12 protein-coding genes are annotated in these 15,966 nt (G+C 63.1%); 10 read left to right on the plus strand and 2 right to left on the minus strand.

What is annotated here, in order from left to right:
* The first annotated feature begins 398 nt into the window (after nucleotides 1–398).
* The 5 genes from FJ978_RS00005 (at nucleotide 399) to FJ978_RS00025 (ending at nucleotide 6,015) form a co-directional block, all read left to right on the plus strand.
* Nucleotides 399–1,145: a cytochrome c biogenesis CcdA family protein gene (locus tag FJ978_RS00005; protein ID WP_140569268.1), complete on the plus strand. Its 747-nt coding sequence runs from the start codon at nucleotides 399–401 to the stop codon at nucleotides 1,143–1,145.
* Nucleotides 1,146–1,228: 83 nt separating this feature from the next.
* Nucleotides 1,229–1,666, plus strand: a complete 438-nt coding sequence (locus tag FJ978_RS00010; protein WP_140569269.1) for a nuclear transport factor 2 family protein — start codon at nucleotides 1,229–1,231, stop codon at nucleotides 1,664–1,666.
* A gap of 147 nt (nucleotides 1,667–1,813) precedes the next feature.
* Nucleotides 1,814–3,172, plus strand: coding sequence for a bifunctional UDP-N-acetylglucosamine diphosphorylase/glucosamine-1-phosphate N-acetyltransferase GlmU (gene glmU, locus FJ978_RS00015; RefSeq protein ID WP_140569270.1), 1,359 nt, complete (start codon nucleotides 1,814–1,816; stop codon nucleotides 3,170–3,172).
* 173 nt (nucleotides 3,173–3,345) lie between these two features.
* On the plus strand, nucleotides 3,346–5,169 hold the full coding sequence (gene glmS / locus FJ978_RS00020; RefSeq protein WP_140569271.1) for a glutamine--fructose-6-phosphate transaminase (isomerizing): 1,824 nt from the start codon (nucleotides 3,346–3,348) through the stop codon (nucleotides 5,167–5,169).
* Between the two features lie 90 nt (nucleotides 5,170–5,259).
* Nucleotides 5,260–6,015: a DUF502 domain-containing protein gene (locus FJ978_RS00025; RefSeq protein WP_013895228.1), complete on the plus strand. Its 756-nt coding sequence runs from the start codon at nucleotides 5,260–5,262 to the stop codon at nucleotides 6,013–6,015.
* Here FJ978_RS00025 and recG read toward each other — a convergent pair.
* A complete protein-coding gene (recG, locus tag FJ978_RS00030; protein ID WP_140569272.1) occupies nucleotides 5,967–8,075 on the minus strand; it encodes an ATP-dependent DNA helicase RecG in 2,109 nt (702 codons plus the stop codon). The two genes, FJ978_RS00025 and recG, sit on opposite strands and share 49 nt — an antisense overlap.
* Nucleotides 8,076–8,167: 92 nt before the next feature.
* Between recG and FJ978_RS00035 the strand changes: the two genes are divergently transcribed.
* The 3 genes from FJ978_RS00035 (at nucleotide 8,168) to FJ978_RS00045 (ending at nucleotide 13,532) form a co-directional block, all read left to right on the plus strand.
* Complete coding sequence (locus tag FJ978_RS00035) at nucleotides 8,168–8,455, plus strand: succinate dehydrogenase assembly factor 2 (protein ID WP_140569273.1); 288 nt, start codon at nucleotides 8,168–8,170, stop codon at nucleotides 8,453–8,455.
* Nucleotides 8,456–8,525: 70 nt separating this feature from the next.
* On the plus strand, nucleotides 8,526–12,023 hold the full coding sequence (gene mfd, locus FJ978_RS00040; RefSeq protein WP_140569274.1) for a transcription-repair coupling factor: 3,498 nt from the start codon (nucleotides 8,526–8,528) through the stop codon (nucleotides 12,021–12,023).
* Nucleotides 12,024–12,158: 135 nt separating this feature from the next.
* Entirely contained in the window at nucleotides 12,159–13,532 is a 1,374-nt protein-coding gene (locus tag FJ978_RS00045) for a 3-deoxy-7-phosphoheptulonate synthase class II (protein ID WP_140569275.1), read from the plus strand.
* Nucleotides 13,533–13,641: 109 nt separating this feature from the next.
* Here FJ978_RS00045 and FJ978_RS00050 read toward each other — a convergent pair whose 3' ends face one another.
* Nucleotides 13,642–14,712: a diguanylate cyclase gene (locus tag FJ978_RS00050; RefSeq protein WP_140569276.1), complete on the minus strand. Its 1,071-nt coding sequence runs from the start codon at nucleotides 14,710–14,712 to the stop codon at nucleotides 13,642–13,644.
* Between the two features lie 395 nt (nucleotides 14,713–15,107).
* Here FJ978_RS00050 and FJ978_RS00055 point away from each other — a divergent pair, with 395 nt between their 5' ends.
* Both FJ978_RS00055 and FJ978_RS00060 read left to right on the plus strand, forming a co-directional pair.
* Complete coding sequence (locus FJ978_RS00055; protein ID WP_013895234.1) at nucleotides 15,108–15,524, plus strand: GFA family protein; 417 nt, start codon at nucleotides 15,108–15,110, stop codon at nucleotides 15,522–15,524.
* Nucleotides 15,525–15,602: 78 nt separating this feature from the next.
* Entirely contained in the window at nucleotides 15,603–15,962 is a 360-nt protein-coding gene (locus FJ978_RS00060) for a diacylglycerol kinase (protein ID WP_013895235.1), read from the plus strand.
* The last annotated feature ends 4 nt before the right edge of the window (nucleotides 15,963–15,966 follow it).

Here is a 15,966-nt window from a genome sequence, read left to right on the forward strand (position 1 = left end):
AGATCTTGGTGCCGCCGACATCGGCTTCCTTCCACGCCTCGGCGGCGAAGGATGCGGCGGTGCTGAGCAGAAGCGCGGCCAGCCCTGCGGTCATGATTTTCATGGAAACCTCCCTGATATGTGGAGACGCGCGGGAAATCGCGGTCTCGTTGTGTCAACGCCTGCCGGCCGGAAGTTCTTCCCGAAAGGGCTTGTGGGACATCGGTAGCCGGGGCTTGGCTGCCGGTAACAATTCCCTCGGTTCGGTCGTACTAGTTGCGTGGCGCAGCTGAATTCGGGGCCAGGGAGATTGCCCGAACAGCGACCGGTTGCCACACATTGGTGATTGGCGCACAGGCCAGGGCGTCGCTATACCGGCGCCAAAACAGTATCGTCGCCGAAACAGTAGGGCTTTTGGAATGGCATTGGATATCGGCTATGTCAGCGCGGTCGGGGCGGGCGCCATCTCGTTCCTGTCGCCTTGCGTGCTGCCGCTGGTGCCGCCCTATCTCTGCTACATGGCCGGCGTCTCGGTCGACGATTTTCGCGGCAATGCGGGTGCGACGGCGCGTGAAGGCACGCGCGGCGCGCTGCTCTATTCCTCGATCGCCTTCGTGCTCGGCTTCTCGACCGTGTTCGTGGCGCTCGGCGCAGGCGCTTCGACCATCGGCCGGCTGCTGCGCGTCTGGCAGGAGCCGCTGGCGATGGGCGCCGGCGTGCTGATCATCCTGATGGGCCTGAATTTCCTCGGTATCCTGCGCATCCCGCTGTTTTCGCGCGAGGCGCGCTTCCAGTCGCAGGGCAAGCCGGCAAGTGCTGTCGCCGCCTATGTCATGGGTCTGGCCTTCGCCTTCGGCTGGACGCCCTGCATCGGCCCGGTACTGGGGCCGATCCTGACGCTGGCTGGTGGGCGCGAAACCGTGGGCGAGGGCGCGCTGCTGCTCGCCGCCTATTCGCTTGGGCTTGGCATACCGTTCCTGATCGCAGCGCTGTTTTCCGGCGCCTTCATGCGTTTCCTCGGCAAATTCCGCGTCCATCTCGGCCGCGTCGAAAAGGCGATCGGCGCGCTGCTGGTCGTCGCCGGCGTGTTTTTCCTCACCGGTGGCGTGCAGGCCGTCTCCTACTGGTTGCTGGAGAATTTCCCCGTGCTGGGGCGGCTTGGATAGTCCACTTCAGCACGGGAACGATGCATGGCGGCCTGCATTTGCAGTGCCATTGACCGACACTTTTTTCGAGCCGGGAGGCGAGAATGGTAGCCAAGGCGGACGTGCGAAAGTTCTTCAAGGCCTATGAGAAGGTCTACAATGACGCGATCGCCGACACCGTCGATCCCAACGACGTCGCGGACATGTATTCGGCTGGTTTTGTCTCGGTGACGCCGGCCGCGGTCATGGTCGGCGAGAATGGCCAGCAGTTGAAGGCCATCATGAAAAAGGGTTTTGAGGCCTATCGTGCCCTCGGCAGCAAGAGGATGACCTGTAAGGACGTCTCTGTGACACCTATCGACCAGGACCATTGCGTGGCTGGGGTAAGCTGGTCCGGTGATTATGAACGCAAGGACGGGAGTCCCGTGACGATCGACTTTGCGATCAACTATCTCGTCGAAAAGCGCGACGGCAAGCTGAAGGTGTTTGGCTGGATATCAGGTGACGAGCAGGCGGCATTCAGGAAACATGGCCTGTTGTAGGTGTGCTGACTGTCGGATTCCGTCTCAAGCCCCGCTGATCAAGAGTCATCTGCTCCGCCATCTCACCGGAATTTAACCGCATTGGTCCAGCATGGCGCCACTGCTAGCATGATTTGATTCCCAACGCTTTCATATGGTTGTCCTTCCATGAGCCAGAGATCCTGCCTGTCGATCATCCTCGCCGCCGGCGAAGGCACGCGCATGAAGAGTGCGCTGCCGAAGGTGCTGCACCAGATCGCGGGCCTGCCGATGGTCGCGCATGTGGTGAAGGCGGCCGAAGCCGCCGGGGCCGGCGACCAGGCGCTGGTTATCGGCCATGGGGCGGAGGAAATGCGCAAGGCGGCGGCGAAATTCGCGCCTAAAGCAGAGACCTTCGTCCAGGAAAAACGGCTCGGCACCGCGCATGCTGTGCTGGCTGCGCGCGAAGCGATATCAAGGGTTTACGACGATGTCCTGGTGATGTTCGGTGACACGCCGCTGATCGATCCAGGGGCGCTGACCGTGGCGCGACTGAAGCTGGCGGAAGGCGCTGCCGTCGCCGTCATCGGCTTCCGTACACCCAATCCAACTGGCTATGGCCGGCTGATCGAGAAGGGCGGCAAGCTGGTCGCTATCCGCGAGGAGAAGGATTGCAGCGAGGAAGAGAAGAAGATCACATTCTGCAATGGCGGGCTGATGGCGGTGGCCGGCAGCCAGGCGCTGAAGCTGCTCGACGCGGTCGGCAACAAGAACGCCAAGGGCGAATATTACCTCACCGACATTGTCGAGATCGCCAGCGGGCAAGGCCTCGATGTGGTTGCGACCGAGGCGAGCTTTGAAAATGCGCTCGGCATCAACAACCGCGCCGAACTGGCGCAGGCCGAAGGCATCTGGCAGCAGCGCCGGCGGCACGAGGCGATGCTTTCGGGCGTGACGCTGATCGCGCCGGAGACTGTTTTCTTCTCGCACGACACCGAGATCGGCTCGGACACGATCGTCGAGCCCAATATCTGGTTCGGCCCGGGCGTGAAAATCGCCGGCGGCGCCAAGATCCATGCCTTCAGCCATATCGAAGGCGCAACTGTAGCGGCGAATTGCGATGTCGGTCCGTTCGCACGGCTGCGGCCGGGCGCCGATCTGCGGGAAAAAGCCAAAGTCGGCAATTTCTGCGAGGTCAAGCAGGCTGTTGTCGAGGAGGGCGCCAAGGTCAACCATCTGACCTATATCGGTGATGCGCGTGTCGGCGCGGGCGCCAATATCGGCGCCGGCACCATCACCTGCAACTATGACGGCTACTCGAAATTCTTCACCGACATCGGCGAGGGCGCTTTTGTCGGCTCGAACTCTTCGTTGGTGGCGCCGGTCACCATCGGCAAGGGTGGATACATCGCCTCCGGCAGCGTCATCACTGAAAGCGTGCCCGACGACGCACTGGCCTTCGGTCGGGCGCGCCAGAAGACGATCCCCGGCAAGGGCAAGGAATTGCGCGAGCGCTTTGCCTCGGCCGCGGCTGCCAAAAAGAAGTAAGACCGGCCTTCAAAAACTGAACGATTGCAGTAACCGGATTGCAAGTGCGCTGTGTCATGATGCATGCGTGCAGAAGCGTCCGTTACAGCGGACGAAATGCAATGTGACTTTCGCGGCGGACCGGCCATCCCTAAATAACGCTGGTTTTCCACGGGGAATTGGGGGCTGTCTGCATGTGCGGTATCGTTGGAATCGTTGGCCACTCGCAGGTTGCGCCGCTCATTGTCGATGCGCTGAAGCGGCTTGAGTATCGCGGCTATGACTCGGCCGGAGTCGCCACCATCGAGAAGGGTGAGCTTGGCCGCCGGCGCGCCGAGGGCAAGCTGGTCAACCTCGAACGCCGGCTCAAGGATGAGCCGCTCGAAGGCACAATTGGCATCGGCCACACACGCTGGGCGACCCATGGCGTGCCCAACGAAACCAATGCGCATCCGCATTTTTCCGCCGGCGTCGCCATCGTCCACAACGGCATCATCGAGAATTTCGCGGAATTGCGCGACGAACTGATCCGCGACGGCTATTCTTTCTCGTCGCAAACAGACACCGAAGTCGTCGCCCACCTGGTGGCGCGTGAACTCGCCAAGGGGCTGAAGCCGGTCGAGGCCGCCCATCAGGCGCTGAAGCGGCTGGAAGGCGCCTTTGCGCTGGCCATCATGTTCAAGGGCGACGAGGATCTGATCGTAGGCGCCCGCAACGGTCCGCCGCTGGCCGTCGGTCATGGCGATGGCGAAATGTTCCTGGGCTCGGACGCCATCGCGCTCGCCCCGTTCACCAATTCGATCACCTATCTCGAAGACGGCGACTGGGCTGTGGTGCGCCGCGACAGCGTTGCCATCTTCGACATCGACGGCAAAAAAGTCGCCCGCAAGCGCCAGCAGTCGCTGTCGACCAGCTTCATGGTCGACAAGGGCAATCGCCGCCATTTCATGGAGAAGGAAATCCATGAGCAGCCCGAGGTGATCTCGCACACGCTGGCCCACTATGTGGATTTCGTCTCCGGCGTCTCCAAGCCGCTCGACCTGCCTTTCGATTTCGCCAAGATCGACCGGCTGGCGATCTCCGCCTGCGGTACCGCCTATCTCGCCGGCCTGATCGGCAAATACTGGTTCGAGCGCTATGCGCGGCTGCCGGTCGATATCGATGTCGCCTCGGAGTTCCGCTACCGCGAAATGCCGCTGTCTGCCAACGATGCCGCATTCTTCATCTCGCAATCGGGCGAGACCGCCGACACGCTGGCCTCGCTGCGCTACTGCCGCAAGGCCGGCATGAAGATCGGCGCCGTCGTCAACGTGCGGGAATCGACCATGGCGCGCGAATCCGACGTCGTGCTGCCGACACTTGCTGGCCCCGAGATCGGCGTCGCCTCGACCAAGGCCTTCACCTGCCAGTTGTCCGTGCTGGCCGCGCTTGCGGTGCGCGCCGGCGTGGCGCGCGGCACAATCTCGAAGGAACAGGAGAAAACTCTGGTGCGCGCGCTTTCGGAAGCGCCGCGCTATGCCAACCAGGTGCTGAAGCTCGAGGAGCAGATCGAGCGCATCGCGCGCGAACTGTCGCGCTACAAGGACGTGCTCTATCTCGGCCGCGACACCAATTTCCCGCTGGCCATGGAAGGCGCGCTGAAGCTCAAGGAAATCTCCTACATCCACGCCGAAGGCTATGCCGCAGGCGAGCTGAAGCATGGCCCGATCGCGCTGATCGACGAGAACATGCCGGTCATCGTCATCGCGCCGCATGACCGCATCTTCGAGAAGACCGTGTCCAACATGCAGGAAGTGGCGGCGCGCGGCGGCAAGATCATCCTGATCACCGACAGCAAGGGCGCGGCACAGGTAAGCGTGAAGACGATGGAAACGATCGTGCTGCCCGATGTGCCCGAAATCATCTCGCCGATCATCTATGCGCTGCCGATCCAGATGCTGGCCTATTTCGCCGCCGTCTTCATGGGCACCGACGTCGACCAGCCGCGCAATCTGGCGAAATCGGTGACGGTGGAGTAGGGGTTTTAAACAGGCGCCTTTAAAAACTTCGCAGTTCCAAACGGCCTTGCTGTTCACTAATGTTGCGCTGCAACCCACGGCCGGTGAACCATGTCCGACGCTCCGAAGACTTCTGGCATGACCCGGCTGAGGAACTATTTCCTCACGGGCTTCGTCGTCTGCGCGCCGCTGGCGATCACCGCCTATATCGCCTGGTCGTTCATCGGCTGGGTCGATTCCTGGGTAAAGCCTTATATTCCAGCGCGTTACAACCCCGATACCTACCTGCCGTTCCCTGTGCCGGGCTTCGGGCTGATCGTCGCCCTGATCCTGATCACGCTGATCGGCTTCCTGACGGCCAACATCGTCGGCCGCGCCATCGTCAATTTCGGTGAGCGCATGCTTGGCCGCATGCCGCTGGTGCGCGGCATCTATGGCTCGCTGAAGCAGATTTTCGAGACCGTGCTGTCGAACAAGGGCGACATGTTCCGCCAGGTCGGGCTGGTCGAGTATCCGCGCAAGGGTGTCTGGTCGCTGGTCTTCGTCGCCAGCGAGAAAGAGACCGAGATCAACCAGAAGCTTGATCAGCAAGGCGATCCGCTGATTGCCGTGTTCATGCCCTGCACGCCGAACCCAACCACCGGCTTCCTGATGTACGTGCCGAAGTCGGACATCGTGCTGCTCGACATGACGATCGAGGACGGTGCCAAGCTGATCGTTTCGGCCGGACTGGTGGCGCCCGAGGTCAAGCAAATGGTTGTCGTGAATGGTGAGCCGATCGAGGGAATGCTTGCCAACCCATCGGTTGCCGCCTTGGCTCAACCGGCGCGCAAGAGCCGGACGGCTTCGTCGCGTCCGAACAAGTAAAGCAGCAGGCGCAGCGCCTCGCCGCGGTCGGACTGAAGTTCGGGGTCGCGTGACAGGATCAACCTTGCATCGTCGCGGGCAGCTTCCAGAAGATCGGCATGCGCCTCGATACGCGCCACCTGGAAACCCGGCGTGCCGGACTGGCGGGTGCCCAAAAGCTCGCCTTCACCGCGCAATTTCAGGTCTTCCTCGGCGATCAGGAAGCCGTCCTCCGTCTCGCGCATCACAGACAGCCGGCGTTTAGCGGTCTCGCCGAGCGGATCCTTGTAGAGCAGCACGCAGGAGGACGGCTTGTCGCCGCGTCCGACACGGCCGCGCAGCTGATGCAACTGCGCCAGGCCAAAGCGCTCGGCATGCTCGATGACCATGACGGTGGCATCAGGCACGTCGACGCCGACCTCGATGACCGTGGTGGCGATCAGGATGCGTGTCTCGCCTTGCTTGAAAGCGCGCATCGCCTCGTCCTTCTCCGCACCCTTCATGCGGCCATGGACAAGGCCGATACGATCGCCGAACAGCGGCTTCAGCGAGGCGAAACGATCTTCCGCCGACATCAGCTTGATCTCTTCGGACTCTTCGACCAACGGACAGATCCAGTAGATCTTCTGGCCGCCGGCGACGGCGTCCTCCATGCGGCCGACCAGTTCGTCCAGGCGCTCCAGCGGCAGCGTGACGGTTCGGATCGGCTGGCGGCCGGCCGGCTTTTCCGTCAATTTCGACACGTCCATGTCACCGAAGGCGGTCAGCACCAGCGTGCGCGGGATGGGGGTCGCCGTCATCACCAGCATGTCGGGCGCATCGCCCTTGGCGGTGATGGCAAGCCGCTGGTGGACGCCAAAGCGATGCTGCTCGTCGATGACGGCCAGCACCAGGTCGTCGAAAGTCACCGTTTCCTGGAACAGCGCGTGGGTGCCGACGACGATGTCGATCTCGCCGCTGGCCAGGCCGGCCAGCGTGTCGGCGCGTTCGCGGCCTTTCTCGCGCCCGGTCAGGATGGCGATGCGCAGGCCTATGCTGGCGGCAAGCGGGGCGATCGTCGCCAGATGCTGGCGCGCCAGGATTTCGGTCGGCGCCATCAACGCCGCCTGGCCGCCAGCCTCGACGGCGCGCGCCATGGCAAGCAGCGCGACGACCGTCTTGCCGGACCCGACATCGCCTTGCAGAAGCCGCAGCATGCGCTCGGGGTCGGCGAGGTCGGCATTGATTTCGGCCAGCGCGAATTCCTGGGAAGCGGTCAGCGAATAAGGAAGCGCTGCGCGCAGTTTCTCTACGATGCTGCCGTCGCCGACCAGGGGACGGCCAGACAAGCGGCGGATCTTTGCCCGCACCAGCGCCAGCGAGACTTGGCCCGCCAGCAATTCGTCATAGGCGAGGCGCCGCCAGGCAGCGCCGTCGATGGAGACGTCGATCGGATCGGCCGGGTTGTGGATGCGGGCGAGCGCATCGCCAAAGGTCGGAAAGGTGTGCCGGCGCATGAAGGCGCTGTCCTGCCACTCGGGCAATTCGGGCAAGCGGCCGAGCGCCTGGCCGATCGCCCGGCGCAGCACCTTGCCGGACAGCCCCGCGGTGAGCGGGTAGACCGGTTCGACCAGCGGCAGGTTTTCCGCCTCGCTGGCCATGGCGATATGGTCGGGATGGACCATGGTCGGGCGGCCGTTGAACCATTCCATGCGGCCCGAGACCACGACATGCTCGCCGACTGGCATCGCCTTTTCGAGATAGGAGGCATGGGCATGGAAGAAGGTCAGCCCGATTTCGCCGGTATCGTCATGGGCAAAGACCCGGTAGGGCACCGACCGGTTGCCGCGCGGCGGCGGCTGATGACGGTCGATGCGCACCTCGAGCGTTACGATCGCGCCCTCGGCGGCGAGCGCGATGCCCGGCCGGTTGCGGCGGTCGATGACGGTGTGCGGCAGCACGAACAGAAGGTCGCCGGCGCGCGCCGCGCGATCGCCGAGATCGGCGGCGACGACTTTCTCGATCAATGCGCCCACCTTCGGCCCGACGCCGGCGAGCGAGGTGATCGGGACAAAGAGGGGGTCGAGGATGGAAGGACGCATGATGTCAGCTTATGTCGCGACGGCAGCAGCGCAAGGCTGACAGCCCCTTCTATCCACGCTATATGCGCCGCAGCAAGTGAGGATGCGCAACAATGACCGGAACGAAACGATCAAGCGAGGGGCTGGACGTCCACCGCCGCAAGCTCTTGTTCCGCTCCTGGCATCGCGGCTTGCGCGAGATGGATCTGATCCTCGGCACCTTCGCCGATGCCGAGATCGGCGCCTTGACGGCCGAGGAGATCGACCAATATGAGAGACTCCTCGACATTCCCGACACCGAATTCCTGCCGCTGATCACTGGCGAACGCCCGGTGCCGGAGGATATCGACTGCGCCGTCCTGCAAAAGATCCTGGCGTCCCGCCGGACCATGATTTTCTGAACACAAGCAATTCCAGGAAAAGTGCCAAGCGGTTTTCCGTTCGGAATTGCGACAACAAGACCGTGATTTGATGAGCCTCATTCCCACCATTGGTCTGCCGAAAGGCCGTGCCGGCCAGTTCATCGTCGACGGTGTCGCCGATGGCTATGAAGCCTTCGCGCTGGTGCAGGCCGCGCTAGAGATCGCGCCCGACAAGCCGGTATTGTTCGTGGCGCGTGACGGCCAGCGCCTGCCGGCAATCATCGAGGCGTTGTCCTTCGCGGCCCCCGGCCTTCCGGTGCTCGAACTGCCGGCCTGGGATTGTCTGCCCTATGACCGCGTTTCGCCCGGTTCGGATGCCGCGGCCAAGCGCCTCGATGCGCTGACCGCCATGATCGCGCTGGCCAGGAAGCCACACCGCGCCGTCATCCTCACCACCGCCAATGCGCTGCTGCAGCGCATTCCGCCGGCCGAGCTTGTCGAGGCACAGACTTTTCATGCCAGGCCCGGCAACCAGATCGACATGAACGCGCTGGTGTCGCGGCTGGAAACGTCGGGCTTCGAACGCGTGCCGACGGTGCGCGGTATCGGCGAGTTCGCCGTGCGTGGCGGCATTCTCGACCTCTTCGCGCCGGGCTGGACCGAGGCGCTGAGGCTCGATTTCTTCGGCGACACGCTGGAATCGATCCGCGTCTTCGATGCCGCTACGCAGCGCACCACCGGCCAGCGCAAGTCGATGGCGCTGCAGGCGATGAGCGAGGTGGCACTGACGCCCGAAACCATCAGCCGCTTCCGCCGCGCCTATATCGAAGCCTTCGGCGCACCGCAGCGTGATGACGGCCTCTATGCGGCGGTCAGCGAGGGCAGGCGTTTCGCCGGCATGGAGCACTGGCTGCCTTTCTTCTATGAGCGGCTGGAGACCGTGTTCGACTATCTGCCCGACACGCCTGTCGTCTTCGACCACTTGGCGCATGAGGCGTTGGCCGAACGCCATACGCTGATTCTCGACCACTACGAGGCGCGCAAGAAGCAGGCGGACGCGGCTTTGAAGGATGCCGTGCCCTACAAGCCGGTGGCGCCGGATCTGCTTTATCTCTCGCCGGAAAACCTGATCGCCTCGCTCGGGCCGCGCGAAGCGATCGACTTCACGCCGTTCGACGCGCCCGATGCCGGCGCCAAAAAGGTCTACCACGCCGGATCACGCCATGGCCGCAGCTTCGTCGAGGAGCGCGCCGATCCGAACGTCAATGTCTTCGATGTCGTCGTCAGGCATATCGCCGATGAGCGCGCGGCCCGTCGCCGCGTCGTCATCGCCGGCTGGACCGAAGGTTCCCTCGACCGGCTTGGCCAGATCCTGGCCGAGCATCATCTCGGCAATCTCAAGCAGGTCGAGACGCTTGCCGAAGCCGATCAGCTTGAGCCAGGGCAGGCGGCCTTGGCCGTGCTGCCGCTGGAATCCGGCTTCGAGACCGAAAGGCTGGTCGTCGTCGCCGAACAGGACATTCTGGGCGACCGGCTGATCCGGCGCTCGAAGCGCAAGAAGCGCGCTTCCGACTTCATAGCCGAGGCATCGGCCTTGTCGGCCGGCGATATCGTCGTCCATGCCGACCACGGCATCGGCCGCTTCATCGGCCTGCGCACCATCGAAGCGGTCGGCGCGCCGCATGACTGCCTGGAAATCCACTATGCCGGCGACGACCGCCTGTTCCTGCCGGTGGAAAACATCGAACTCCTGTCGCGCTACGGCTCTGACACAGCCGAGGCAACGCTGGACAAGCTCGGCGGCGGCGCCTGGCAGTCGCGCAAGGCGAAGCTGAAGAAGCGCTTGCTCGACATGGCCCGGCAATTGATCCGCATCGCCGCCGAACGGCAGATGCGGGCAGCACCCGCGCTGGTGCCGGCCGAGGGCCTCTATGACGAATTCTCGGCCCGTTTCCCTTACGAGGAAACCGACGACCAGCAGACGGCGATCGACTCGGTCAGGGATGACCTCGGCGCCGGCAAGCCGATGGACCGGCTGATCTGCGGCGACGTCGGCTTCGGCAAGACCGAAGTGGCGCTGCGCGCCGCCTTCATCGCGGCCATGGAAGGGTTCCAGGTCGCCGTGGTGGTGCCGACGACGCTGTTGTCGCGCCAGCACTTCAAGACGTTTTCGCAGCGGTTTTCCGGCCTGCCGATCCGTGTTGCCCAGGCCTCGCGGCTGGTCGGCGCCAAGGAACTGGCCGAAACCAAGAAAGGCATTGCCGAGGGCCAGGTCGATATCGTCATCGGCACCCATGCGCTGCTCGGGTCCGCCATTTCGTTCAAGAATCTCGGCCTGCTGATCATCGACGAGGAGCAGCACTTTGGCGTCAAGCACAAGGAACGGCTGAAGGATCTGAAGACCGACGTCCACGTGCTGACGCTGTCGGCGACGCCGATCCCGCGCACGCTGCAACTGGCGCTGACCGGCGTGCGCGAACTGTCGCTGATCGCCACGCCGCCTGTCGACCGCATGGCGGTGCGCACCTTCATCTCGCCCTTCGATCCGCTGGTCATCCGCGAGACGCTGCTGCGTGAGCGCTATCGCGGCGGGCATTCGTTCTATGTGGTTCCGCGCATCAGCGATCTCGCCGAAATCCATGATTTTCTGCGTGAATCCGTGCCGGAACTGAAAGTCGCCGTGGCCCACGGCCAGATGCCGCCAGGCGAACTCGACGACATCATGAATGCCTTCTACGACGGCCAGTACGACGTGCTTTTGTCGACGACCATCGTCGAATCCGGCCTGGATATCCCGACCGCCAACACGCTGATCATCCATCGCGCCGACATGTTTGGCCTGTCGCAGCTCTACCAGCTGCGCGGCCGCGTCGGGCGCTCGAAGGTGCGCGCCTATGCGCTGTTCACCTTGCCGGCCAACCGCAAGCTGACCGACACGGCCGAGCGCCGGCTGAAAGTGCTGCAGTCGCTCGACACGCTGGGCGCCGGCTTCCAACTCGCCAGCCACGATCTCGATATCCGTGGCGCCGGCAATCTTCTGGGCGAAGAGCAGTCCGGCCACATCAAGGAGGTCGGCTTCGAGCTTTACCAGCAGATGCTGGAAGAGGCCGTGGCCGAGGTGAAGGATTCCGGCGAGGTCCCGGATGGCGGCTGGTCGCCGCAGATCGCCGTCGGCACCGCGGTGATGATCCCGGAAAGCTATGTGCCCGACCTGCAGCTCAGGCTGGCGCTCTACCGCCGCCTCGGCGATCTCGAAAACACCGAGGAGATCGACGCTTTCGGCGCCGAGCTGATCGACCGTTTCGGCCCGCTGCCGGACGAGGTGAAGCATCTCTTGAAGATCGTCTTCATCAAGGCGCTCTGCCGCAAGGCCAATGTGGAAAAACTCGACGCCGGGCCGAAGGGCGTCGTCATCCATTTCCGCAAGCGCGAATTCTCCAACCCGGTCGGTCTGGTCAAGTTCATTGGCGAACAGGGGTCATTGGCCAAGATCAGGCCTGACCACAGTGTCGTCTTCACCCGTGACTGGCCGACGGCCGAGAAGCGGCTTGCGGGCTCCGCGGTCGTCATGACGCAGCTGGCGCGGCTGGTGGAGAAGGCCGCCTAGCCGCCGGCCATCATTCGCCAGCACTGAAATTCCGGTCTAGAATAGAAAATCGGCTTCGTGTATGGAGCCGCCACCCCTATAGGGGCTGGAAATGGCGGGCGAGGGTGCTTGCCGGAAAGAGCGTTGGGTGCAGCGATGACGAAATGGTCGCCGAATTCGTGGAGAGCAAAGCCGATCAAGCAGGTTCCTGCTTATCCGGATCTTGCTGCGCTGAAGAACACGGAGGCCCAGCTCGCCACCTTTCCACCGCTGGTCTTTGCCGGCGAGGCGCGCAAGCTGAAGAAGCAGCTCGCGGCTGTCGCCGCCGGCGAGGCCTTCCTCCTCCAGGGCGGCGACTGCGCCGAGAGTTTCGCCGAACATGGCGCGGACAACATCCGCGATTTTTTCCGGGTCTTCCTGCAAATGTCGGTGGTGCTGACCTTTGCGGGCGCGCAGCCGGTGGTGAAGGTCGGCCGTGTTGCCGGCCAGTTCGCCAAGCCGCGCTCGTCCGACAATGAGACCAAGGGCGAGGTGACGCTGCCGAGCTATCGCGGCGACATCATCAACGGCATCGAATTCGATCAGAAGTCGCGCATCCCCGATCCCGCCCGCCAGGAAATGGCGTACCGCCAGTCGGCGGCGACGCTGAACCTCCTGCGCGCTTTCGCACAGGGCGGCTATGCCAGCCTGGAGAACGTGCATCGCTGGATGCTCGGTTTCGTCTCTGACAGCCCGCAAGGCGAGAAGTACGAGTCGCTCGCCAACCGCATCACCGAGACGATGGACTTCATGAAGGCCGTCGGCATCACCTCGGAGACCAATTACGCGCTGCGCGAGACCGATTTCTACACCAGCCACGAGGCGCTGCTGCTCGGGTACGAGGAGGCGCTGACCCGCGTCGATTCCACGTCCGGCGACTGGTACGCCACGTCTGGCCACATGATCTGGATCGGCGACCGCACCCGCCAGCCCGACCATGCCCATGTCGAGTATTGCCGCGGCATCAAGAACCCGCTCGGCCTGAAATGCGGCCCGTCGCTGACGCCGGACGGCTTGCTGGAGCTGATCGACCTGCTCAACCCGGACAATGAGCCCGGCCGGCTGACGCTGATCGCGCGCTTCGGTTCCGACAAGGTCGCCGACCATCTGCCGAAGCTGGTGCGCGCGGTGCAGAAGGAAGGCCGCAGTGTCGTCTGGTCGTCGGACCCGATGCACGGCAACACCATCGAGGCCGCCGGCTACAAGACGCGGCCTTTCGACCGCATCCTGAAGGAGGTGCAGACCTTCTTCGAGGTGCACCGCGCCGAAGGCACGCATCCGGGCGGCATCCATGTCGAGATGACCGGCAAGAACGTCACCGAATGCACCGGTGGCGCACGCGCCATCACCGCCGAGGAACTGCAGGACCGCTACCACACGCATTGCGACCCGCGTCTCAATGCCGACCAGGCGATCGAACTGGCGTTCCTGGTGTCGGATCTCCTGAAGAAGAGCCATCCGGTGCGGCACAAGCAGGTTGTCAACGGCTGATTGCTGCCAGGCTGAATTCACGCAGAAAAAAAGGCGCCTGGGAAATCCCGGCGCCTTTTCTGTTTGTGGTCGAGTGACCGCCGAGCCGACAGAGCGGGGATGGAAGGCTTCAGTCCTTCTTGTAGAGCAGCCAGCTCTTGCCGGCGCGGCCGGCCATCGTCGAATGCCTGGTGACGCGGTTGCGCCCGCTGACCTTGGACCGGTAAAGCGCCCGGTCGGCCTTGGTATAGAGGTCTTCGGGGCCATCGGCCTCGGATGCCATGCAGATGCCCATGGAGACGGTGACGGTGCCGTAATTGGCGCCGGTCTGGCTGCTGGTGAACGGCGTCTGCTCGATCAGCGCACGGATGCGCTCCGAGATCTCGTAGGTGGCGTCCTCGCTGGCGCCCTCGATGATCAGCGCGAACTCCTCGCCGCCGGTGCGGGCGACGAACATGTCGCCGCGAATGCTGGTCTGGAAAATCTCGGCGATGATCTGGATGATCTTGTCGCCGACCGGATGGCCGTAGCGGTCGTTGATGTCCTTGAACCGATCAATGTCGGCAAGGATCAGGGCATTGAACAGGATGCCCTTGTTGCTGTTGTAGATTCTGGTGATTTCCTTGTCGAAGGCGCGGCGGTTCCAGATTTGGGTCAACGGGTCGGTGTCGGCCAGCCGCTTGTATTCCTCGAGCTTCGACTTGACGCTCTCGAGTTCGGCGGTCTTGTCACGGAGTGTCGATGCGATCTGCCTGCCATGATCGATCGTCGAACTGGTGGCGACCGACATGGCGTTGGCTATCTTCTGCAAGAGGTCCTGCGACAGCAAGCTGCGGCCGCTCAGACCGCTCGATGTCTCGTCGAGGATCCTGCCGTATTTCTCGATGTGGCTGCGCTCGCTCCGCAGGAGTGATGCGACTTCCTCGAGCTCCCTGGCGATGACGTCCCGCGCATGCTCAACGATGCCGGGGCCATGGTTGTGGGCAAAGAAGGTGCGCCCGATCTGATCCAGCTCATCCTGCGTCGGCCGGCTGCTCAGCGACACGACGGCGAGACTGAGCTCCCGGTTGGTGCCGCTCAACGCCTCGTAGAAAATCTCGTAGTTGCGCGGCAGGCCGAGCACGCCAAGCTGGCGCATGGTCGTGACGACGGTGCTGGCGATATCGGTGTTTCTTTCGGTCTGGGTGGCTGCCGGCTGCATGTCTGATCCACTCTTCCCCTCGGATCCCGGCGAAGATTTGCGGGTCCACTTATCGCCGACATGGGGGAATGCTACCGACATTCCAGAACGAGACGCGAAGAGGCGCGTCCCCACCCGCAACCTTCACACGACATGACCATAGATGCGCCAGCGCTAAAGTTTCCTTAATTCGCATAAAATCCGCAGGTTTTCTCCGGCTGCGGCTGTAAAGGCTTCATCCTGCCACCAACAACAATGCCGGTTCGGCAGCCTGAGTTCGCAGGCCTGTTACGCTGTTGGAGAAACCAAATTTCGGATTTTCTGCACCAGAGCATGTCGCATTTTCTTGCGTGCGGCCGCCGCAAAGCTGGAATCCTGGCGGTGAGGACGATGCCGCGTTTTCGGAGGAGGTTGGAATGAGTGACAGTCACCAGGGATCTTGTCTGTGCGGAGCGGTCCGTTTCCGGACGCGCGGCGCGCTGCGCGGCGTTGTCTATTGTCACTGCTCGCAGTGCCGCAAGCAGAGCGGCCATTTCTACGCCGCGACCAATGTCGCCGACGCCGACATCGTGATCGAAGGTTCGGAAAGCATCACATGGTATGAGGCTTCCTCCTTCGCCAGGCGTGGCTTTTGCAAGGCATGCGGGTCGGTGCTTTTCTGGAAGCGGGGGGATCAAGACTACATTTCGGTCATGGCGGGATCGTTCGACAGGCCGACGGGCCTCAAGGGCGACTGTCATATCTTCGTTGGCGACAAGGGCGACTATTATTCGATCGACGATGGGCTGCCGCAGTTTGAGAAGTCGACGCCATCGATACCTGTCGCTGAATGAATTTTGGACGAGGCGCCTTATTCCATTGATCGGGCCATTGCTTTATCCCGTGCCGGTGATTCGGAGAGGGATTTGGGCATGCAGCGGCTGATCGACGCTTTTATCAATTCGGTGCGGGCGTTTCGCAAGCTGGCCGCCAACGAGAAGGCATTCCAGCAGGAGCTGACGCTCCTTGCGCTCGCCTTGCCGGCAGGGTGGTTCGTTTCCGTCTCGTGGCGCGGTTACGCGTTGCTGATCGGCGCGGTTCTGCTGCTGATCATGGTCGAGGTCTTGAACACCGGCATCGAGGCGGCCTGCGACGCCTTCAGCCGCGAGTTCAATGTCGACATCCAACTGGCCAAGGATTGCGGTTCGCTGGCGGTTCTGATTTCGGTGGTCATCGTCGCCGGCGTCTGGGGCATTGCGCTCATCGAGCGGCTCACCGGCTTTCCCATCTGACCCA

The organism is Mesorhizobium sp. B1-1-7 (genome assembly GCF_006442705.1).
In the GTDB taxonomy this organism is placed as follows: Bacteria; Pseudomonadota; Alphaproteobacteria; order Rhizobiales; family Rhizobiaceae; genus Mesorhizobium; species Mesorhizobium opportunistum.

Bases quoted from the DNA above. Each gene is read 5' to 3' on its own strand.
- recG (WP_140569272.1), bottom strand. From the start codon at position 8,075: ATGCGTCCTTCCATCCTCGACCCCCTCTTTGTCCCGATCACCTCGCTC.
- glmU (WP_140569270.1), top strand. From the start codon at position 1,814: ATGAGCCAGAGATCCTGCCTGTCGATCATCCTCGCCGCCGGCGAAGGC.
- FJ978_RS00045 (WP_140569275.1), top strand. From the start codon at position 12,159: ATGACGAAATGGTCGCCGAATTCGTGGAGAGCAAAGCCGATCAAGCAG.
- mfd (WP_140569274.1), top strand. From the start codon at position 8,526: ATGAGCCTCATTCCCACCATTGGTCTGCCGAAAGGCCGTGCCGGCCAG.
- FJ978_RS00050 (WP_140569276.1), bottom strand. From the start codon at position 14,712: ATGCAGCCGGCAGCCACCCAGACCGAAAGAAACACCGATATCGCCAGC.
- FJ978_RS00060 (WP_013895235.1), top strand. From the start codon at position 15,603: ATGCAGCGGCTGATCGACGCTTTTATCAATTCGGTGCGGGCGTTTCGC.
- FJ978_RS00005 (WP_140569268.1), top strand. From the start codon at position 399: ATGGCATTGGATATCGGCTATGTCAGCGCGGTCGGGGCGGGCGCCATC.
- FJ978_RS00025 (WP_013895228.1), top strand. From the start codon at position 5,260: ATGTCCGACGCTCCGAAGACTTCTGGCATGACCCGGCTGAGGAACTAT.
- FJ978_RS00055 (WP_013895234.1), top strand. From the start codon at position 15,108: ATGAGTGACAGTCACCAGGGATCTTGTCTGTGCGGAGCGGTCCGTTTC.
- FJ978_RS00035 (WP_140569273.1), top strand. From the start codon at position 8,168: ATGACCGGAACGAAACGATCAAGCGAGGGGCTGGACGTCCACCGCCGC.
- glmS (WP_140569271.1), top strand. From the start codon at position 3,346: ATGTGCGGTATCGTTGGAATCGTTGGCCACTCGCAGGTTGCGCCGCTC.
- FJ978_RS00010 (WP_140569269.1), top strand. From the start codon at position 1,229: ATGGTAGCCAAGGCGGACGTGCGAAAGTTCTTCAAGGCCTATGAGAAG.